The 19,955-nt window shown below is 72.0% G+C and carries 14 protein-coding genes and 1 tRNA gene; 5 read left to right on the plus strand and 10 right to left on the minus strand.

The annotated features are described in order from the left end of the window. From mfd to ABD269_RS06850, 6 genes are all read right to left on the minus strand, one after another. Window positions 1–3,531 carry a transcription-repair coupling factor gene (gene mfd / locus ABD269_RS06825; protein ID WP_344116952.1) on the minus strand — a complete coding sequence of 1,177 codons (3,531 nt, stop codon included), beginning with the start codon at window positions 3,529–3,531 and terminating at the stop codon, window positions 1–3. Between the two features lie 140 nt (window positions 3,532–3,671). Continuing rightward, window positions 3,672–3,935, minus strand: a complete 264-nt coding sequence (locus tag ABD269_RS06830) for a hypothetical protein (protein ID WP_116212166.1) — start codon at window positions 3,933–3,935, stop codon at window positions 3,672–3,674. After that, entirely contained in the window at window positions 3,928–4,287 is a 360-nt protein-coding gene (locus ABD269_RS06835) for a hypothetical protein (RefSeq protein ID WP_301886950.1), read from the minus strand. The genes ABD269_RS06830 and ABD269_RS06835 overlap by 8 nt, the downstream gene beginning before the upstream one ends. Window positions 4,288–4,348: 61 nt before the next feature. Then, the gene (locus ABD269_RS06840) at window positions 4,349–4,618 is read right to left on the minus strand and encodes a hypothetical protein (protein ID WP_344116953.1); all 270 of its coding nucleotides are present in this window, start codon (window positions 4,616–4,618) and stop codon (window positions 4,349–4,351) included. Window positions 4,619–5,457: 839 nt separating this feature from the next. After that, window positions 5,458–8,022, minus strand: a complete 2,565-nt coding sequence (locus ABD269_RS06845; protein WP_344116954.1) for an ABC transporter permease — start codon at window positions 8,020–8,022, stop codon at window positions 5,458–5,460. Beyond that, window positions 8,019–8,807 carry an ABC transporter ATP-binding protein gene (locus tag ABD269_RS06850; RefSeq protein ID WP_301886946.1) on the minus strand — a complete coding sequence of 263 codons (789 nt, stop codon included), beginning with the start codon at window positions 8,805–8,807 and terminating at the stop codon, window positions 8,019–8,021. The genes ABD269_RS06845 and ABD269_RS06850 overlap by 4 nt, the downstream gene beginning before the upstream one ends. A gap of 498 nt (window positions 8,808–9,305) precedes the next feature. On the opposite strand from ABD269_RS06850, the gene ABD269_RS06855 reads away from it, so the two are divergent. After that, on the plus strand, window positions 9,306–11,027 hold the full coding sequence (locus ABD269_RS06855) for a lytic transglycosylase domain-containing protein (RefSeq protein WP_344116955.1): 1,722 nt from the start codon (window positions 9,306–9,308) through the stop codon (window positions 11,025–11,027). 301 nt (window positions 11,028–11,328) lie between these two features. Here the strand turns inward: ABD269_RS06855 and ABD269_RS06860 are convergent, their stop codons facing one another. The 3 genes from ABD269_RS06860 to ABD269_RS06870 all read right to left on the minus strand — a co-directional run bounded on the left by ABD269_RS06860 (window position 11,329) and on the right by ABD269_RS06870 (window position 16,074). Then, window positions 11,329–12,156: a coiled-coil domain-containing protein gene (locus tag ABD269_RS06860; protein ID WP_344116956.1), complete on the minus strand. Its 828-nt coding sequence runs from the start codon at window positions 12,154–12,156 to the stop codon at window positions 11,329–11,331. Between the two features lie 260 nt (window positions 12,157–12,416). Then, window positions 12,417–15,089 carry an SUKH-4 family immunity protein gene (locus ABD269_RS06865; RefSeq protein WP_344116957.1) on the minus strand — a complete coding sequence of 891 codons (2,673 nt, stop codon included), beginning with the start codon at window positions 15,087–15,089 and terminating at the stop codon, window positions 12,417–12,419. Between the two features lie 7 nt (window positions 15,090–15,096). Continuing rightward, window positions 15,097–16,074 carry an HNH endonuclease gene (locus tag ABD269_RS06870; RefSeq protein WP_301886941.1) on the minus strand — a complete coding sequence of 326 codons (978 nt, stop codon included), beginning with the start codon at window positions 16,072–16,074 and terminating at the stop codon, window positions 15,097–15,099. Window positions 16,075–16,439: 365 nt separating this feature from the next. Here ABD269_RS06870 and ABD269_RS06875 point away from each other — a divergent pair, with 365 nt between their 5' ends. Both ABD269_RS06875 and ABD269_RS06880 read left to right on the plus strand, forming a co-directional pair. Beyond that, window positions 16,440–16,979, plus strand: a complete 540-nt coding sequence (locus ABD269_RS06875; protein ID WP_116212176.1) for a YwqJ-related putative deaminase — start codon at window positions 16,440–16,442, stop codon at window positions 16,977–16,979. Between the two features lie 4 nt (window positions 16,980–16,983). Further along, window positions 16,984–17,490 carry an SUKH-3 domain-containing protein gene (locus tag ABD269_RS06880; protein WP_344116958.1) on the plus strand — a complete coding sequence of 169 codons (507 nt, stop codon included), beginning with the start codon at window positions 16,984–16,986 and terminating at the stop codon, window positions 17,488–17,490. Window positions 17,491–17,589: 99 nt separating this feature from the next. On the opposite strand, the gene ABD269_RS06885 is transcribed toward ABD269_RS06880, so the two are convergent. Beyond that, window positions 17,590–18,960: a sensor histidine kinase gene (locus ABD269_RS06885; RefSeq protein ID WP_344116959.1), complete on the minus strand. Its 1,371-nt coding sequence runs from the start codon at window positions 18,958–18,960 to the stop codon at window positions 17,590–17,592. A gap of 155 nt (window positions 18,961–19,115) precedes the next feature. Between ABD269_RS06885 and ABD269_RS06890 the strand changes: the two genes are divergently transcribed. Both ABD269_RS06890 and ABD269_RS06895 read left to right on the plus strand, forming a co-directional pair. Then, entirely contained in the window at window positions 19,116–19,793 is a 678-nt protein-coding gene (locus ABD269_RS06890; protein WP_344116960.1) for a hypothetical protein, read from the plus strand. Window positions 19,794–19,822: 29 nt separating this feature from the next. Continuing rightward, window positions 19,823–19,894: transfer RNA gene (locus ABD269_RS06895), tRNA-Gln, on the plus strand. The last annotated feature ends 61 nt before the right edge of the window (window positions 19,895–19,955 follow it).

The following is a 19,955-nucleotide window of genomic DNA, read 5'->3' on the forward strand; positions in this document are numbered from 1 at the left end:
TCACGACCCCAGGATCGTCGTCAGGAACTCGCCCGTCCACGCCAGCAGCTCCCGGCCCACCAGCGGCTTCCCCCCGATGGGGCGGGTCGCCGGGCGCGGCACCAGGATCTGGTGCGTCGCGGGCTTCATGACCGTACGCGGATACAGCCGCTTCAGCCGCAGCTCCTGCGACTCCCGCAGCTCCACCGGGCCGAACCGCACGTTCGTGCCCTGGAGGGTGATGTCCGAGACCCCGCAGGCGCGCGCCAGCATCCGCAGGCCCGCGACCAGCAGCAGATTCTCCACCGGCTCCGGCAGCTTGCCGTAGCGGTCGGTGAGCTCCTCGCGGACCGCGCGGATGTCCTCCTCGGTGTTCGCCGAGGCGATCGCCCGGTACGCCTGGAGGCGCAGCCGCTCGCCCGGCGCGTAGTCGTGCGGGACGTGCGCGTCCACCGGCAGCTCGATCTTCACCTCCAGCGGCGCCTCCTCCTCCACGCCGCCCTCCAGCGAAGCGCGGTAGTCGGCCACCGCCTCGCCGACCATCCGGATGTACAGGTCGAAGCCGACACCCGCGATGTGACCCGACTGCTCCCCGCCGAGCAGATTGCCCGCGCCGCGGATCTCCAGGTCCTTCATCGCCACGTACATGCCCGCGCCCATCTCCGTGTGCTGGGCGATCGTGGCCAGCCGCTCGTGCGCGGTCTCGGTGAGCGGCTTCTCCGGCGGATACAGGAAATAGGCGTAACCGCGCTCGCGGCTGCGGCCCACCCGGCCGCGCAGCTGGTGCAGCTGCGACAGGCCGAAGTTGTCGCCGCGCTCCACGATCAGGGTGTTGGCGTTGGAGATGTCGATGCCCGACTCCACGATCGTCGTGGAGACCAGCACGTCGAACTTCTTCTCCCAGAAGTCGACCACGACCTGCTCCAGCGCGCTCTCCCCCATCTGCCCGTGCGCCGTCTGGATCCGCGCCTCCGGCACGATCTCCCGCAGCCGCGCGGCCGCCCGGTCGATGGACTCCACACGGTTGTGGATGTAGAAGACCTGGCCCTCGCGCAGCAGCTCGCGCCGGATGGCCGCGCCGATCTGCTTCTGGTCGTACGGACCGACGAAGGTCAGCACCGGGTGCCGCTCCTCCGGCGGGGTCGTGATCGTCGACATCTCGCGGATGCCGGTGACGGCCATCTCCAGCGTGCGCGGGATCGGCGTCGCGGACATCGTCAGCACGTCGACATTGGCACGCAGCTTCTTCAGCTGCTCCTTGTGCTCGACGCCGAAGCGCTGCTCCTCGTCGACGATGACCAGGCCCAGGTCCTTGAACTTCGTCTCCGACGAGAACAGCCGGTGCGTGCCGATGACGATGTCGACCGAGCCGTCCCGCAGCCCCTCGAGCACCGCCTTCGCCTCGGTGTCCGTCTGGAAGCGCGACAGCGCCTTCACCACGACCGGGAACTGGGAGTAGCGCTCGGAGAAGGTGCCGAAGTGCTGCTGCACCAGCAGCGTGGTGGGCACCAGCACCGCCACCTGCTTGCCGTCCTGCACCGCCTTGAAGGCCGCGCGGACCGCGATCTCCGTCTTGCCGTAACCGACGTCGCCGCACACCAGGCGGTCCATGGGGACGGACTTCTCCATGTCCTCCTTGACCTCGGCGATGGTGGTGAGCTGGTCGGGCGTCTCCGCGTACGGGAAGGCGTCCTCCAGCTCGCGCTGCCAGGGGGTGTCCGGGGAGAAGGTGTGGCCGGGCGCGGCCATCCGCGCCGAATACAGCTTGATCAGGTCGGCGGCGATCTCCTTGACCGCCTTCTTCGCCCGCGCCTTCGTCTTCGTCCAGTCCGCGCCGCCCAGGCGGTGCAGCGTGGGCGCCTCCCCGCCGACGTACTTCGTGACCTGCTCCAGCTGGTCGGTGGGGATGTAGAGCCGGTCGCCGGGCTGGCCGCGCTTGGCGGGCGCGTACTCCACCAGCAGGTATTCCCGGGTGGCGCCCTGGACCGTGCGCTGCACCATCTCGACGTAGCGGCCGACGCCGTGCTGCTCGTGGACGATGTAGTCACCGGCCTGGAGCGTCAGCGGGTCGATGGTCTTGCGGCGGCGGACCGGCATCCGGCCCAGGTCCTTGCTCACCGACTTCTGGCCGGAGAGGTCCGTCTCCGTCAGCACGGCGATCTTCAGGCCGGGGTCGACGAAGCCGTTGTCGAGGCTGCCGCACGAGACGTGCACGACGGACGGCGCGAGAGCGTCGATGTCGGCATCCAGCCGGGCCGCGATCCCCTCGCCGCCGAGCACCTCGACCGTACGGGCCGCGGGGCCGTGGCCCTCGGTGACGAAGACGGTGCGCCAGCCGTCGGCCAGCCAGCCCTTGGTGTCCGCCAGGGCGCGGGCGGTGTCGCCGCGGTAGCTCTCCGGGGCGTGCATGCCCAGCTTGAGGGTGTCGCCGTCGCCCTCCTCGTCGGCCGCGAACGGACTGACCGACCACCACATCATGCCCAGCTCGCGCGCCCGGTCGCGGACGTCCGCGATGCCCCACAGCGACGCCGCGTCCACGTCGATCGGCGCCTCGCCGCCGCCCGCCGTCGCCGCCCAGGACGCCTGCAGGAACTCCTGGCTGGTGGCCACGAGATCGGCGGCCCGGGTCCGCACCCGCTCCGGGTCGCAGACGACCGCCATGCTGCCCGCCGGGAGGACGTCCAGCAGCAGCTCCATGTCGTCCACCAGGACCGGGGCGAGGGACTCCATGCCCTCCACCGCGATGCCCTCGGCGATCTTGCCGAGGAGCTCGCCCAGCTCAGGGTGCTCCTCCGCGAGCGCGGCGGCCCGCTCGCGAACGCCCCCGGTCAGCAGCAGCTCGCGGCAGGGCGGCGCCCACAGGCCGTGCTCGGCGGCCTCCAGGGACCGCTGGTCAGCGACCTTGAAGTAGCGGATCTCCTCGACGTCGTCGCCCCAGAACTCCACCCGCAGCGGGTGCTCCTCCGTGGGCGGGAAGACATCCAGGATGCCGCCGCGGACCGCGAACTCGCCGCGCTTCTCGACCAGTTCGACCCGGGCGTACGCGGCGGCGGCCAGCGCCTCGGTGACCTCGCCGAGGTCGGCGCTCTGCCCGGTGCGCAGACTCACGGGCACCAGGTCACCGAGCCCCTTGACCTGCGGCTGGAGCACGGAGCGCACGGGCGCGACGACCACGCTCACCGGACCCGCCGCCGGGTCGTCCGCACTCGGGTGCGCCAGCCGGCGCAGCACGGCGAGCCGCCGGCCCACCGTGTCCGAACGCGGCGACAGCCGCTCGTGCGGCAGCGTCTCCCAGGCCGGATACTCCGCGACGCCGTCCGGCGGCAGCAGCGACCGCAGGGCCGCCGCCAGATCCTCCGCCTCCCGCCCGGTCGCGGTCACCGCGAGCACGGGCCGCCGGGCCTCGCGGGCGAGGGCGGCGACGGCGAAGGCACGCGCGGCGGGCGGACCGACCAGGTCGACATGCGGCCGGTGACCGTCGGCGGCGGCCTTCACCGCTTCGGCGAGCGCCGGATCATTGACGACGGCGTCGAGCAGACCGTGCAGACTCATGAAGAGCTTCCGTCCCGGGGGTGGGCAACGCGAACGACCCGACGCGTGGATACGGGCCGGGGCTGGGTCCCAGCGTACGACGGGGCACCGACAGCCGCGGCCGGACCGCGGTCACCCCGGAATGTCCCGCACGCCCGCGGTCAGAGGGGCCAGGCGGTGACCTGGACGATGTACAGGCGCTGCTGCCGGACGACCGTCAGGTACTGGAACATCCCGGCGGGGATGACTTCCTCCCGCACACCGGGTGACGGCCCTTGATACGCCGTGCCGTCGAGATAGAGGGCGGCCGCGGCCCGGACGAGTTCGTCGGCGCGCTCCTCCACCCGCGCGACGAAGGCGAGGTTCGGGGTGTCACCGATGACGTGCCGGGCGTCGGGGTCGTACTCCCAGCCCCAGTCACCCACCGGTGACCTGCGCGCGGGCGGTGTCCATGATCTCCCGGATCTCGTCCATGGCCGCCCGCCACGCGGGGTCCTCGCGGTCCAGCGTCTGGGCGGCGTGCTCGGCCGCGCGCAGCCGCCGGGCCACGCCGGGGTACCGCTCGATCTCGATCACCGTGGCCCACTTCAGCTGGAACATGGCGATCGGCCCGAAGCTGTTGGACTGGGTGGCCATCGTGAAGACCGTGTCCCGCTCCGAGGTCATCTCCGCCAGCCGCGACGGCGCGACCTGCGCGAGAGCCGCCCGCAGCGCGGGAAACGTCTTCTCGGGTCTGGGGATCAGCGCCCCACCGTCGTGAACCGGCTGCGTGGTCATGAGTCCTCCCAAGGGTCCCCGATCACCGTACGGCAACCGGGTGCGGGCCGGTGTGCGCTTCTCAGGACGCCACCGTCACGTCCCCGCCCTGCGTGTGCGCCGTGATCCTGCGCGGCGAGCGGTCGTCCGTGGGGACCGTGACCTTGCGGGTGCCGCCCGATGTGGAGGCCTCCACCGCGTAGGAGTCGCGCGGCACGTGGATCTTGACGTCGCCGCCGCTCGTGCGGCCCTCCGCCCGGTCCGGGGTGACGGTGAAGGTCTCGGTGACGTCGCCGCCGCTGGTCCGCAGGTCGACGGCCACCGTGCGGGGCACCAGCACCTCGACGTTCACCGTGCACCGGTGGCCCGACCCGGCGGATGAGCTCTTCCCTAGGGGACGCGCGGCAGGCGGCCATACGCGGGTACGGGCTGACGCGAGGGGGCGCGGGGCGCTACCGTAAGGACTGGTCCCCGCCCGGGAGGGCAAATTCCCGAGCGAGGACCGAGCCGGGACTGTCAGTCCGCCCCTAGTCCAACGGGGGGCGGGCCGGCTACCGGCTCACACGGGAGAGCGCAGGGTGCTTCCGTAGAGAAAGACTGGTCCCCGCCCGGGAGGCTAATTCCCGAGCGAGGACCGAGCCGGGACTGTCAGTCCGCCCCTAATACTTCTGGGGGCGGGCTAGTCCTTATTAGTCACCGGCCCCGCATCCACCTCCACAGTTCCCGGATCACCGAGGCGATCCGCTCGTGCAGAGGCTTCTTGCGGTGGCGCGCCATGGACGCTCCCCTCCAGCGGGTGCGACCGTAGCCGACGGCCGCTCCGGAGGAGACCCGGATCGGGCCCCCTGGGCGAGAAGCCCGAGCTCAGGGGAACTCCTCTGGGAGGGGAGCGCACCGCGGTGCGCTTGTCGGAGACCCTAGCGACTCACGGGCCGCGAAGTGACTCTTTCTGACGCGAACCACCTTTCCGGGACGGGCACTTGTCCTCCGGGAGGAAGCGCTCACCGTATCGACCTTCGCGAAGTCGGCCGCCGTGACGGGGTCCGCGAAGTACGTGAAGGCGTGGAAAAAGGCCCGGCCCGTACGCGCACCCCCGTGGCACGTACGGGCCGGGCCCTTTGGTGGGGGTACGGCCGGTTCCGGGCCCCCCGACCCGTACCGGCCGTACCCCGTCGCAGGGGCAGCGGTCCGCTAGTCCGTCGCGATCGCGTTCAGGACGTTCATCCGGCCCGCCCGGAACGCCGGGACGAGCGCGGCCAGCAGGCCCACCACCGCGGAGCCGATGAAGACGGTGCCGATGGTCGGCCAGGGGATGTCCAGCACCCCGAGGCCCTCCAGCGCCAGCAGCTTCTGGGCGACCATGCCCCAGGCCATGCCCAGGCCGAGGCCGAGCAGGGCGCCGAAGAGGGCGATGACCACCGATTCGAGGCGGATCATGCGACGCATCTGACGGCGCGACAGGCCGATGGCGCGCATCAGGCCGATCTCCCGGGTGCGCTCGACGACCGACAGGGCGAGGGTGTTCACGACGCCCAGGACCGCCACGATGATCGCGAGGGCGAGGAGCCCGTAGATCATGTTGAGCAGCTGCCCGACCTGGTCCTTGATGAGCTTCTTGTAGTCGGACTGGTCGCGGACCTTGATCTGCGGGTAGTCCTTGACGGCGGCCTTGAGCGACGCCGCGGCCTCCTTCGTCTGACCGTCGGCGGCCTTGGCGAGGATCATGCCGGTCAGCGGCATCCTGTCGGCGGGCAGGTAGCTCTTCGCAGTGGCGATGTCGAGGTACATCGCCCCCTTGTCGATGCTGGTGTCGTCCGAGGTGATGGCGTTGACCTTGAGCTTCGCGGGGCGGCCGTCGGTCATGACGACGGTGAGCCGGTCGCCGACCTTGATGCCGTGGTCCTTGGCGTAGCCCTCGGGCACGGACATCGCGTCCTTGGCGTACGCGTCCTTCAGCCTGCCCTGGACCGTCTCCGAGCGCAGGTCCTCGGAGTAGGTGGGGTCGGTCGCGTTGAGCCGCTGCGTCGCGGTCTTCCCGTCGGGCGTGGTGACCTTGGCGATGACACCGACGTAGCGGGTGAAGTGGTCGATGTGACCGGCCGACATGACGGCCTTCTCCGTCGCCGGGGTGATCGGGTTGTCGCCCTGGTCCTGGATGATGAAGTCCGCGCCCACCGACTTGTCGAGCTGGTCGGTGGCAGAGGCGACCATCGAGGAGCCGACGACCGACAGGGCCGCGACCAGCGCGAGGCCGATCATCAGGGCGGAGGCGGTGGCTCCGGTGCGCCGCGGGTTGCGCAGCGCGTTGCGCTCGGCGAGCCGGCCGACGGGCCCGAAGATCCGCAGCACGACCACGCTGATGACGCGGACGACCAGCCCGGCCAGCAGCGGTCCGACGACCACGAAGCCGATCAGGGTGAGCGGGATGCCGAGCGCGATGAGGCCGCCGCCCGCGGTCGCCTTGTCCGCGCCCGCCGCACCGGCCAGGGCGAGCGCCCCGAGGCCGGTCAGGAGCAGGCCGACCGCGGCCCGTACCTTGCCCGCCTTGCCGTCGGCCGGGGTGCCCGCGTCGCGCAGGGCGGACATCGGGGAGATCTTCCCGGCCCGGCGTGCGGGCAGGAAGGCCGCCAGCACGGTCACGATCACACCGAGCACGAGGCCCACGACCGGCGTGGTGGCGTTGACGGTCAGCTCGCCCATGTCGAGCTTCATGCCCATGGAGCCCATGAGCTTCATCAGGCCGACGGCCAGCGCGATGCCGCCGCCGATGCCGAGGACCGAGCCGACGACGCCGAGGAGCAGCGCCTCCACCAGCACGGACCGCAGGATCTGCCGGCGGCTGGAGCCGATGGCCCGCATCAGGCCGATCTCGCGGGTGCGCTGGGCGACCAGCATGGAGAAGGTGTTGACGATCAGGAAGATGCCGACGAGGACGGCGATGCCGGCGAAGCCCAGCAGCGCGTACTTCATCACGTCGAGGACGGAGCCGATGTCCTTCTTGTTCTCTTCCTTGGTCTCCGCGGCGGTGTGCACGGTGTAGCCCGTGCCGACGGCGGCGGTGACGCGCTCCTTGAGCTGCTCGTCGCTGACGCCGGAGGCGGCGGTCAGGCCGTAGCCGCTGTACTCGGTGGTGCTGCCCAGCAGCCTGGCCTGGGCCGTCGCGGTGTCGAAGTAGAGGACCGCGGCACCGGGGTTGGTCGACTTGTACGTGGCGATGCCGACGACCTTGACGGTGAAGTCGCCCGGGGCGGCGATCACGCGGAGCGTGTCACCGGTCTTCACCCCGTGCTTGTCGGCGGTGTCGGAGTCCAGGACGGTCTCGGCCGCACCGCGCGGCTCGTGGCCGCTGGTGATCTCGACGGACTTCTTCTGGCTCTCGTCCCAGTTGGTGCCCACGGTGGGGGCGCCGGAGCTGGGGCCGATGCTCTCGTTGTCGCGGTCGGCGACGGTGATCTGCTGGCTGGTGGCGTGCGGCTCGACCTTGGCGACGCCGTCGACCTTGCCGAGCCTCGCCAGCAGCGAGGCCGGAAGGGTCTGCGGCTTGCCGGTCTGCTGGGCGTCGTCGTTCTTCTTCGGGGCGACCGAGACGTCGGAGGCGGTCGAGGCGAAGAGCTTGTCGAACGTGGCGTTCATGGTGTCGGTGAAGACGAGCGTGCCGCACACGAACGCCACCGACAGCAGGACCGCGATGGCGGACAGCGCCATGCGTCCCTTGTGCGCGAGGAAGTTGCGCACGGAGGTCTTGAGGATGGTCACGACACCCGTCCACGGGCGTCGAAGTGCTTCATCCGCTCCAGGACCGCGTCGGCGGTCGGGCTGTACATCTCGTCGACGATCCGGCCGTCGGCCAGATACAGCACCCGGTCCGCGTAGGAGGCGGCGACCGGGTCGTGGGTGACCATGACGATGGTCTGGCCGAGCTCGTCGACCGACTGGCGGAGGAAGCCGAGCACCTCGGCACCGGCCCGCGAGTCGAGGTTTCCGGTCGGCTCGTCACCGAAGATGATCTCCGGGCGGGCGGCGAGGGCGCGGGCCACGGCCACGCGCTGCTGCTGACCGCCGGAGAGCTGGTTGGGGCGGTGCTTGAGGCGGCCCGCCAGGCCCACGGTCTGCACGACCCGGTCCAGCCACGCACGGTCCGGCTTGCGGCCCGCGATGTCCATGGGGAGCGTGATGTTCTCCAGGGCGGTCAGCGTCGGCAGCAGGTTGAACGCCTGGAAGATGAACCCGATCCGGTCCCGGCGCAGCTGCGTGAGCTTCTTGTCCTTGAGCCCCACTATCTGGGTCTCGTCGAGGAAGATCTCGCCGGAGGTGACGGTGTCGAGACCGGCGAGGCAGTGCATCAGGGTCGACTTGCCGGAGCCCGAGGGGCCCATGATGGCGGTGAACTGGCCCTTGGCGATGTCCACGTCGACGTGGTCGAGCGCGACGACGCGGGTCTCCCCCGCGCCGTACGCCTTGACGACCTGACGGGCCCTCGCCGCGACGGCCGCATGCCCTCCACTGCCCCCGGTCCTGGGAATCGATACGGCGGTTGTCACGGTGGGTCTCCTATGTCTGCTGTGTCAGCTGCGCCCGGTGCGCGCGTCACTGAGGTACGTACTCAGCCTGCTGGAATCCGGCCACGGCCACATTGGTGGCTGTCCGTGTCTTCGGGGTGGGGCTAACCCCACCCCGGCGCGCTTCGGCCGTCACTGGAAAGGCTAGGGAGCGATCGGGCGGCGTTCCTCCTGCTGCGGTACGACCGGGGGACGGGGGCGAGGAGGAGGCGCGCGGGAACATCCCCTAGGGGTCGGGCCGTTGCGCGCGCCCGGCCCCTCAGGGTCGACAAGCGCATATAAACGGACGAAGCATAAGAAAAGCGAACACAATCGCTCATCGATCGGTCACCGACGGGAAACGAAGCGCGGAGAATACGTGAACCCTGACCCGCGGCAAGACAATTGCGGTCAGAGGGAATTAGTGTTCGGCATTGATGGGCGAGGGGGCGACGTGCCACCCCCTTCGAACCCGCCGCCGGTCTCCGAAGGAAGCAGCCCGTGAAGATTCTTCCCACGCGCGCCGCCAGCGTCTCCCGACAGGGCCTGTGCACGGCCCTGCTCGTCGCCAGCCTGACCGCGGCGGTCGGCGTCAGCCCCCCGCACAACACCGCCGACGCCGACGAGCCGACGCCCGGCCCCGACAACCCCCAGTCGCGGCCGCACGGCACCCCCAACCTCGCCCTGCCCGACCTCAGACCGCACTCCCCCGGCGGCCTCCCCGGCACGCCCGGCCCGGGCGGCAACACCCCCGACGGCACCACCGGAATCCCCGCCACCGCCCTCGACGCCTACAAGAAGGCCGAGGCCCAGGCGCGCATCGAGCTGCCCAACTGCCACATCCCCTGGCAGCTCATCGCCGGCATCGGCAAGGTCGAGTCCGAACACGGCACCATCTTCGGCACCCACCTCAACCCCGACGGCACCACCGACAAGCCGATCCTCGGCCCCGCGCTGACCGGCAGCGAATTCGCCCTCGTCAGGGACACCGACGGCGGCTTCTGGGACGGCGACACACAGTACGACCACGCCGTCGGCCCCATGCAGTTCATACCGTCCACCTGGAAGAACATCGGCTCGGACGGCAAGGGCGGCTACAAGAACCCCAACAACATCTACGACGCCTCCCTCGGCACCGCCCGCTATCTGTGCGCCGGCGGCCGGGACTTGAACAAGCCGGGCGATCTCGACAAGGCGATCCTCAGCTACAACAACTCCCGCAAATACGTCGAAAGCGTCACCGCGTGGATGCGCGCGTACCAGAACGGCGACGTCTCCGCGCTGCCCGACGCCCCCGGCAACCCGTCCGCGCCGCGCGTCCCGTCGGGCAACTCCCCCAGCACTCCCAGTGCGCCCAGCACTCCCGGCACGTCGCGGCCCTCGCAGCAGCCGAGCCGGAAGCCCGGCACCCCGAGCAGGCCCAAGCCGTCGGAGCCGAGCAAGCCCACGGAGCCGAGCAAGCCCGGGAAGCCGGGCGGCGGCGACAAGCCGACGCCGCCGGCGCCTGCCACCGCTCGCCTGGAGCGGGTCGGGGACGCGCAGTGGTCGGCGACGGTGGGCGAGACGTTCCACGAGCAGGCTCGCGTACGGACCCTCACCGACGCGGGGAAGCCGACCGCGGGCGTGCGCGTGAGCTTTGTGATCCTCGGTGCCACCAAGGCCCGCTTCCCGGGCACCGGCAACGTCTTCACCACCACCACGGGCAAGGACGGCGTCGCCACCGCACCGGCAGTCATCGCGAACGACCAGGCGGGGCAGTTCACCGTGCGCGCCACTGTCGAGGGCCGGGACATCACGCCCATGGACTTCGCCGCGACGGTCAAGCCGGCCAAGGTGGACACCGTATGGCGCATCGGCAACAAGCCCCTGCAGGCCTTGCCCAACACCGCCTTCGACACGATCCAGCTCCAGGCACTCGCCAAGGGCAAGCCGCTCGCGGGCGCCGCCCTGACCGCCACCGTGGTGGCGACCGACGGCAAGACGGACGCGACCGTCGGCCCCTACTTCAAGGAGAACGGCAAGAAGGTCCGCACGATCTCTCTCGCGGCGACGGACGAGAAGGGTCTGGTCTCCCTGCCGGACCTGTTCGCGGACGCGAAGCAGGGGTCGTTCACGCTGCGCATCGCCACGGCGGACGGTCGGACTCAGTTGCTGGAGCTCGGCCTGGATGTGGTGACCGAGAACCCGGCCTCGGCCAAGCCGACCGTCCCGGCTGCGGGCTGATTTTTTCCCCAGCCCCGCCCCTTCCCGGCTGTGTCGATTTGCGGCTCCGCCGCGTGGGGGGCTCCGCCCCGGACCCCGAAGCACGCTTCGCGCGCTGTCCTCAAACGCCGGACGGGCTGGGGGTGACGGGAGGGGGCGGGACGCGCAGGGGGAGTGCGGGACGTAAAGCGAAGCAGTCCCGCACTCCCCCGGAGCGGCACGGCCCCGCACCCGACGACGAAGGCCGACCAAAACCAGCCCGGCCGGCGTTTGAGGCCGCGCCCGCAGGGCGCTCCGCCGCAGGCGCAACGGACCCGCACCATCAATCGGCCGCGTCAGCCACCGGCTTACCCGTGAGCGCCGCCAAAGAATGCCGCACATGCGCCATGTGCGAGCGCAGCTCCTCGCGCCGTTCCTCGTGTTCGCGCAGCACCCGCTCCGTGTCCCGTACGATGCGCTCCTCGCGCACCCGGGCCTGTGCGATCAGTGCGGCGGCCTGGGCCTCCGCGTCCTCCTGGCCGTGGCGGGCGGCTTCCTCCGCCTCCGCGTAGCGGCGCTGTGACTCGGCCAGGGCGTTGCGCCCGTACTCCTCCATCGCCGCGACGCGGATGTCGAGAGCGGCCTCGCGTTCGGCGATCTCGTGGCCCGCCGCGTCCCAGCGCTCCGCGTGGTCCTTCTCCTGCTCGGCGAGCGCGTCGGCCGTCCGCTCCCGCATCTCCTTGAGCGCGGCCACCGCCTCGGTGCGCCGCGCCTTCGCCTCACGCTGCCCCACCGCACGGACGTCGTCGGCGACCGAGAGCGCGGCCAGCCCGGCCTGCCGGGCCCAGTCCTCCGCCTCGGCGCGCACCTCGGTGCCGTACTCGTGGGCGGCGTCCCGCACCGCTCGCGCGTGCGCGTCCGCGGCGTCCATCAGCGACGTCGCCTCGGCCTCCGACCGCTCGCGCAGCCCAGCGGCCTCGGCCTGCGCCGTGTAGAGCAGGCCCTGCGCCCGGTGGCCGAGCGACTCGTACGTCTGCGGCGGCAGCTGCTCCACCAGCTGCCACAGGCGCGCGACCTCGTCCTCCATCTCGCGCGCGAGCACCGTCAGCCGCGCCGCGCGCTCCCACGACTCGTCCCGCCGCCGCGCGCACTCGGCGAGGGCACGCTCCACCTGTTCAGGGCGGTAACCACGGCCCCGTACCACGGTGAAACCGTCAGGAGATACCGATGAACTCATCCTCGAAGCCCCTTATATCCCGGACAACCGGTATGCGACGCGGTCCGGCGCACATCATTCCTGGACGACGCGAGTGCCCAGAACCCGACACTCCGCCCGCTTCCTCCCACAAGGTTGCACCGGCCTACAGCGCGGGGCGCCCGCCCCTTCTCCAAGGGTCGAACGCCCCGCGCCGTCGACACATCGGCCGGCCCCTAGAAGAGACCGTCCCACATCTGCTCCACCAGCACCGCCCACCAAGTCTCCGGCGACGCCATGGCGGCCGGGTCCAGCGCCGCCAACTGCTCCTGGAAGTCCGCGGTCCAACGGCCCGCCTGTTCCGGCGTCAGACCGTAGCGCCAGCGCCACATCTTGCCGAGCAGCGCCAAAGAGCGAACGAACTGCGGCAGGCTCGTGTTGACGAACTGAGGCGGTACGGAACCACTGTCCGGACCCGCCTCCATCGGTACGGCCACGATGTGCGCCGTGCCGTACTGCACGCAGAGCTGACGACCGTAGTCGCTGCCCATCACCAGATACGACCCCGCATCCGGCGCCGGACGCACCCCGCGCTCCGCCGCCAGCTCCGCCAGCGTCGGCACCGGGCGGCCCGGCTGCGCCTGACCCCAGAAGAACGGGCCGAAGTCCACCGGAAGCCCCGCCCAGACGAGCGTCTGCGCCACGACGTCCGGCACGCCCTGCCGCGACACCGCGCGCTGCTCGAACCGGAACACACTCTGCGGACCGAACGACTCCGCCAGCTCCCGGGCCACGACATCCGGCCCGACCGGCGGCAGTTGCGCCGGGGCCGGCATCGGCGCCCGGTTCGGCGCGGGCCGCGCCGGGCCGTCGGCGACCTGGTGCAGCTCGCCCTGATGCTCAATCAGATGCCGCATGCCCTGCTGACGGGTCGCGAGATCCCGGCCGTACGCGGCGGTGTGGCTGATCCGCACCTGCGGCCAGGTCTCCCGCACCATGCGGGCGCAGTAACCACCCGGCAGATCACACGACTCCAGCTCCGTGTGCAGCTCCAGCACCTGCTGCGGCGGCACGTTCATCGCCCGCAGCTCGTGCAGGATCTGCCACTCGGGGTGCGGCGTCCCCGGCGCGCTGCGCCGGATGAGCTGCTGCTCAGAACCGTCGGCCGCGCGATAGCGCAACACCGCCATGTACCCGGGCCCGACCGTGGGCACCCCGGCCGGCGGCTGCGGCGGATAGCCGTAACCCTGCCCCGGCCCCTGCGGAGCACCGGGCGCGGGGGGCGGTACGGGGGCACCGGGCGGCTGCCCGGGAACGCCCGGAGCACCGGGAGCGTGCGGTACGGAACCGCCGCCGACGCCCGGCGTACCGGGCCCGGCGAGCATGGTGGCGGCGTGGTGCACCCCACCGGGACCCTGCGGGGGCTGCCCGGGAGGCTGCGGTGCGGCGGGAGGCCGTCCCGGCGCACCGGGAGCACCCGGAGCGGCGGGCATGCCGGGGGCGCCCGGGGTGGCCAGCATCGTCGCGGCGTACGCGGCACCGGGGCCCTGCGGGGCGCCCGGAGGCTGGGGAGCGCCGGGGGCACCGGGGGCCTGCGGCGCACCCGGGATGCCGGGGGCCTGCGGAGGGGGCGGGACCTGAGCACCGGGAACGCGAGGCTGCCCCGGAACACCGGGCGCACCGGGCGCGTGCGGAATCTGCGCCCCACCCGCACCCGGCCGCGCGGGAGCGCCGGGCGCACCAGGGCCGCCGGGCTCGGCAAGCATCGTGGCCGCCGCGTGCGCCCCACCGGCCCCGGGCGTACCCGGAGCCGCAGGCGGTACGGGCCCACCGGCCCCCGGCGTCCCGGGGACACCCGGAGCGAGGGGCGACTGACCGGGCGCACCGGGCACACCTGGCGCACCCGGAGGGCGCGGCACACCGGCGCTCGGAGCACCGGGCGCGTACGCAGGTTGCCCGGGCGCGCCCGGCGTTCCCGGAGCGCCCGGAGTCTGCGGGGCCGGCGCGGCCTGGCCCGCCGGGTCATCGATCGCCGGGGCGATCGCCGTGCGCGGCAGCGCACTGCCCGCGGGCATCAGCGCCGTCTTGGCCTCGGGCTGGACACCCGGAGCAGGGAAGTCGTCCTCGTCCGCACCCGACAGGGCGGGAGCGAGCACCGTGGCGGGCAGCCCGACGGAACGGTCGCCGTCGTCCTCGCCCGCGTTCGTGTCGGCCCCGGCCCAAGGAGTCGCCGACGCGTCGGCGTCCGGCCAGGCGGGCGTCCCGCCGGAGCCCGCCGTGACCGCGGGCGCACCCGCGTCCGGCCACACCGAAGCGTCGGAGGAGACGTCGGACGCGGCGCCCGGCGCGGGAGCCGCCGAGGCCGTCCCCCTGCCGTCGGACGCGTCCGTCCCGGGCCCGGACGTCGCGTCCGACCACGCCGAAACCTCACCGGAGCCCGTACTCGCCGAAACACCCGCAGACGAATCCGAGCCCGACGCGGCCGGAACCCCCGGCACGGAAGCCGTACCCGACGACGACCGCCGGTCCGGAATGCCCATCGCGTCCGCCGCGTCCTGCAACCACTGCGGCGGGCTCAGCAGGAAGGACGTCGCCTCCAGATCGAGCCGCTTCGGCGGCGCGTCCGACGCCGCCGGCACCTGTTCGTCCACGGCTCCGTACTCCTCCTCGTACCGGCGGATCACCTCGCCGACCGGCAGACCCGGCCACAGCGTCGTCTCACCGCTGTCCCGGGCGATCACCAGGCGGGCCCGGCCGCCGTCCGACCTCGGGCCGTCCTCGCGGTCCTCCGCCCAGACCACGAAGCCCAGATCGAACTCCCGCACCCGCACCTCGCGGTGCTGATACGCCGGCACATCACCGTTGACCCAGCGCTCCGCGCGCTCCTGCGCCTGCGCGAACGTCACCATCCCGCGCTCACCCCTCCACCGGGACGGCGTACGCGAAGCCACCGTCGACCATCAGGTTCGCGACGGTCTCCAGCTCCGGCGGGCCGCCGGCCAGCCGTGAGAGAAACGCGTCGAAGTCCTCGCCGCAGGGCAGCAGCAGCCGCTCCACCCGCTCCTGCACCGTCCAGCCGTCCTGGTCCCGGGCGTCGTCGAACGGGCAGAACCACACCGTGCCGAGCGCCTCGCCCTTCACCTTCACCGCGAGCACGCCGCCCTGCACGAAGCCGACGCCCAGATAGTCCTTGGTGAAGTGGTCGCGCAGGCACTTGTTCACATAGACCAGGTCGTTGACCGCGGCCTCGTCCCGCACCGTGAGGAACGGCTGGTCGATCAGCAGCCCCAGCTCCGCGTCCAGCGCGGCACCCACCGGAGCGCAGCCGCCCGCCGCCTTCAGGAAGGCGCGGTACGCGCCGGGCAGCCGGTAGCCGAGGTCCTCCTCGACGCCCTGGACCTGCTCCTCCGTCACCGCCAGATCCCGCTGCGGCAGCGCGAAGTGCACCGGGCGCGTCTCCTGCAGCGGCCGCGTGCCCCGCTTGTCCTGGTCCACGGCCGCCGTCGCCAGCCCCGCGTGGTGCCGCAGCAGCGCCTTCACCTCGACCGGGACCAGCTCCAGCCGGCGGGTGCCCGCGACGTGGTGCCACGTCCAGCCGTGCGGCGTCGCCACGCTCGGCAGACTCGCCCACAGCTCGTGCCCGGCCGCGTGCTGCGCCGCGTTGGCCGACACGTAGTCCGTCAGCCGCAGCTCGTCGACGCCGAAACCCTCCGGCGGCTCGGCGATCTCCGCGGCCGCCCGGGCATACGGCGAGAAATCCGGAAAACCGTCCTCGTCCACCCGCACGCCCTTCGGATAGCGCGCGGCACGGACCGGATCCGGGAAGTGCACGACCTGCCCGGCATAGGCCGTGTTCGGTGGCGCGGCGTGCTGCCCGAGCCGACCTGTCGTCATGGCGGATGCCCCCTGCTGACTCTGTCACCTGACGCCCGGACGAGTGCGGCGGACACCGCGGGCCACCGGGCCACCGGCCGCGCCACGGGGCGGCCCGGCCGGTCGGTGTCCCCATGGCCGAGAACACCCCGTGCGCACAGCCTATGCGGTGCCGCAAGGCGGGGTTCCGCGCACCGGACCACACCCGCCGCACCGCACCACCCCGACCCCGGCGACCACCGCCCGGCGGCACATCCCATAGTGATCACGCGACACATGAACACCACACGGCACGCACCCAACCCCGACCTGACTTCCACACCCGCCACCCCATTTGGCAGGCTGATCCCCGCAACAGGGGGATTGCACGGGAGGGAAGAACCACCATGCACACGACTCAGGACCGCCAGCCCGTGAACGAACGCGCCTCCGCACCCGGAGACCCCCGGCTCACCTGGAGCGCCACCGACGACGCGGACAGACCGCCCGCGCTGCTGCACCGCCGCGACGGCATCCTGCCCGCCGTCGCGGCCGCGCTCTCCGTCCGCGGCGAGACCCTGACCTGCACCGCGGGCAAGGCCGACCAGCCGCCGACGCTCCACCCGCTCGTCCAGGACTTCCTCGACACGCTCACCAGCGACCGGCGCGAACGCTTCACCGGCCGCTGCCCCGAAGCCGTGCTCCTCACCCGCTACCTCAGCGCCTTCGAAGCGGGCCGGAGCAAACGTGCCGCCCGCAAACCGCTCACCCACGGCGAGGCGAAACGCGCCCTGAAACACTCCAAACTCACCGCCCGGCACATCCGCGAGGACGGCGACCCCCGGCACGGCGGCTACGCGCCCCCCTGCCGCTCCTGTACGGCCCTCCTCGCCCACTTCGGCGTACGGAGCGTCGACCCCGCCGCCCCGACCAACGGCAAGGGCTGACCCCATGCGCGCCTTCGAACGCACCGCCGCCACCCGCTTCCCCGTCGCCGTCGACGCCGCCCTCCGCGAGGCCGGCTGGCAGCCCGGCCGCTGGGACATCAAGGCCGCCGAGAACTGGGCCGACGCCCTGCGCGCCCACACCTCCCCCGCCGGGCACCGGCACACCGTCTTCCCCGCCGCCGTCGAGGCCTGGGCCGAATTCGGCGGGCTCCACATCACCGCCCCGGGACCCGGCCGCCACATCGCGCCGACGCCGTTCCACATCGACCCGCTGCACGGCCTCCACCTCGCCCGCACGGTCGCCGACCTCGGCCGCGCGCTGGGCGCCGAGGTGTGCCCGCTCGGCCAGGAGGCCGAGGGCCAGGCGCTGCTCGCCATCGACACGCACGGGCGGGTCTACAGCCTCGACCACACCGGCGACTGGTACCTCGGCTCCGACATCGACCGCGCCATCGGCGCCCTCGTGACCGGCGCCCGCCCCTCCCGCCTCTCGGCGGGACCGCGCGCGTAGCGCGGCCCCGGGCACCGCGGGGCGCCCGGCCCCGGCGGCGCCGGGCCACGCCCGACAAGGTCGGGAATCAGCCAAAGACAGGGCGGGAACCGGCCTAATTCAGGCCGCCATCCACCCCTCGCCGGACGGGATCACCGCGGAGACCCGGAAGCCACCCACATCCGTCACACCCGCCACAAACACCCCACCCAGCGCCGAGACCCGCTCCCGCATCCCGACCAGGCCATTGCCACCGCTCGGCAGACCGACATCCGCGCCGCCGTCCGAAGGGCCGTTCTCCACCTGGAGCGCCACCTCGCCCTCCCGGTGCGCCACCCGCACGACCGCCTTCGCGCCCGGCGCGTGCTTGTGCACATTCGTCAGCGCCTCCTGCACCACGCGGTAGGCCGTGCTCTCGACCCGCAGGCCGTGCGGACGCTCCTCGCCCTCCACGCACAGCTCCACCACCATGCCCGCAGCCCTCGACAGACCCACCAGGTCCTCGAGACCGTCCAGACACGGCCCGTCACCGACCGCGGCCTCGTCCGCCGCCCCGGCGGCCGCCACCACGCTCTCCGACACCCGCGCCGAGGCCGCCGCCGCGACCTCCGCCAGCCGCTGCGAGTCCGCCGACGACGACTGCGCGGCCACGGCGCCGTCCGACGACGTCCGCAGCACCCCCAGCATCTCCCGCAGCTCCGTCAGCGCCTGGCGGCCCATGTCACCGACCAGGCCCGCGTTCCTCGACGCCTTCTCCGGGTCCTTCAGCGCCACCGCCTGCAACGCCGCCGCGTGCACCACCATCAACGACACCCGGTGGGCCACCACGTCGTGCATCTCCCGCGCGATCCGCGTGCGCTCCTCGTTACGGGCCCACACCGCGCGCTCCTCCGCCCGGTCCGCCAGCAGCGCCAGCTCGCGCTCCAGCCCGTCCGCCCGCTCCCGCAGGCTCTCGACCAGACGACGGCGCGCCCCCACGTACAGGCCGAGCAGCACGGGCGGCGCGGACAGGCCCAGCGCCATCAGCGCCGAGAAGAACACGGTCAGCCACAGGCCCGGGTGATAGCCGTCCTGCGACATGTCCTGGTGGAAGCGCGCGAACGTCACCACGAACGTGCCCACCACCGACACCCCGGCCAGCACCACCGTCAGCCGCCGCGCCACGTCGGACGCGGCCAGGGTGTACAGCCCGACGAGGCTCAGCAGGAAACCCATCTCGGCCGGTGTGATCGCGATCGACACCAGCACCACGGCTATCGGCCACCGGCGCCGCAGCAGCAGCGACGCCCCGGCCGGCAGCCCGATGGCGAAGCCGACCGCCGCGGGCAGCCCCGCTTCGTTCGCGAAGCCGATCCCTTCCGTCGCGCACTCCAGCGCCGACAACAGCGCGAGCGTCACATCCAGCACGAAACTCCGCCGCCGCCCCCACCACCACGGCCCCCCGGGCGCGCCCCGCGCGCCCGCCTCCGCGATTGCCCCCGTTGTGGTCATACCACCCAGACTACGGGCGCCCGCCACCGGTTTTCCCGTCCGCGCGGCAGCACGATGCGGGTGCGAAGGGGGTGGAAATGCACTGTTATCCCTCGAACTATTGAATCGTGCACGTTTTCGGTACATGTGGAGGCGTACGCGACGAAGCTCGCCCCATGCAAGCAAAGACGGAACTACAGGCACGCGCCCGCGAGCTACGGCTGGCGGGCAGGACGTACGACGAGATCGTCGCGGAGCTGGGGGTGGCGAAGAGTTCGGTGTCGCTGTGGGTGAGGGATCCGCCGAAGCCACAGAAGACGGCGGAGCAGATGCGGGTGATGAACGAGTCACGATGGGAGCCACATCGCAAGGCCCGCGATCTGGCGCGCCAGCAGACGAAAGAGGCCGCGGTTCGCGACATAGGCCGGATGACCGACCGGGAGCTGTTCCTGGTGGGCGTCGGGCTGTACTGGTCGGAGGGCTCGAAGTGCAAAGCGCACCGGCCCCAGGAAGTGACCGTCTTCATCAACAGCGACCCCAGCATGATCACCGTCTACCTCGCATGGCTCGAGCTGCTGCACATCGAGCCGGAGCGCCTGCGGTACCGCGTGATGATCCACGAGTCCGCCGACGTAGCGGGCGCCGAGAAATTCTGGGCGGACCTTGTCGGCATCGACGTCACGAGCCTCGACAAAACCACGCTCAAGAAACACAACCCGAAGACCGTCCGCAAAAACGTCGGGGAGAACTACCGGGGATGCCTCGTCGTGCGAGTCCTGAAGGGCGCCGATCTATACCGTCGCATCGAAGGCTGGTGGTACGGCATAGTGTTGTGTGCCAAGCGGCCAGCTTGACGGAATGTCCAGTTTGGCCCGGTTTACCATCCCCTGTGGTGTAATTGGCAACACTGCGGCTTTTGGTGCCGTCTTTCCGGGTTCGAGTCCTGGCAGGGGAGCTCAAAGTTCGAATACTCGGGTCCTGACCCCCAGGTCAGGACCCGCCCGCGTTTCGGCCTT

The organism is Streptomyces blastmyceticus, assembly GCF_039521185.1.
GTDB classification, from domain to species: Bacteria; Actinomycetota; Actinomycetes; order Streptomycetales; family Streptomycetaceae; genus Streptomyces; species Streptomyces blastmyceticus.

Bases quoted from the DNA above. Each gene is read 5' to 3' on its own strand.
- ABD269_RS06880 (WP_344116958.1), top strand. From the start codon at position 16,984: ATGCGCGCCTTCGAACGCACCGCCGCCACCCGCTTCCCCGTCGCCGTC.
- ABD269_RS06885 (WP_344116959.1), bottom strand. From the start codon at position 18,960: ATGACCACAACGGGGGCAATCGCGGAGGCGGGCGCGCGGGGCGCGCCC.
- ABD269_RS06870 (WP_301886941.1), bottom strand. From the start codon at position 16,074: ATGACGACAGGTCGGCTCGGGCAGCACGCCGCGCCACCGAACACGGCC.
- ABD269_RS06875 (WP_116212176.1), top strand. From the start codon at position 16,440: ATGCACACGACTCAGGACCGCCAGCCCGTGAACGAACGCGCCTCCGCA.
- ABD269_RS06865 (WP_344116957.1), bottom strand. From the start codon at position 15,089: ATGGTGACGTTCGCGCAGGCGCAGGAGCGCGCGGAGCGCTGGGTCAAC.
- ABD269_RS06890 (WP_344116960.1), top strand. From the start codon at position 19,116: ATGCAAGCAAAGACGGAACTACAGGCACGCGCCCGCGAGCTACGGCTG.
- ABD269_RS06835 (WP_301886950.1), bottom strand. From the start codon at position 4,287: ATGACCACGCAGCCGGTTCACGACGGTGGGGCGCTGATCCCCAGACCC.
- mfd (WP_344116952.1), bottom strand. From the start codon at position 3,531: ATGAGTCTGCACGGTCTGCTCGACGCCGTCGTCAATGATCCGGCGCTC.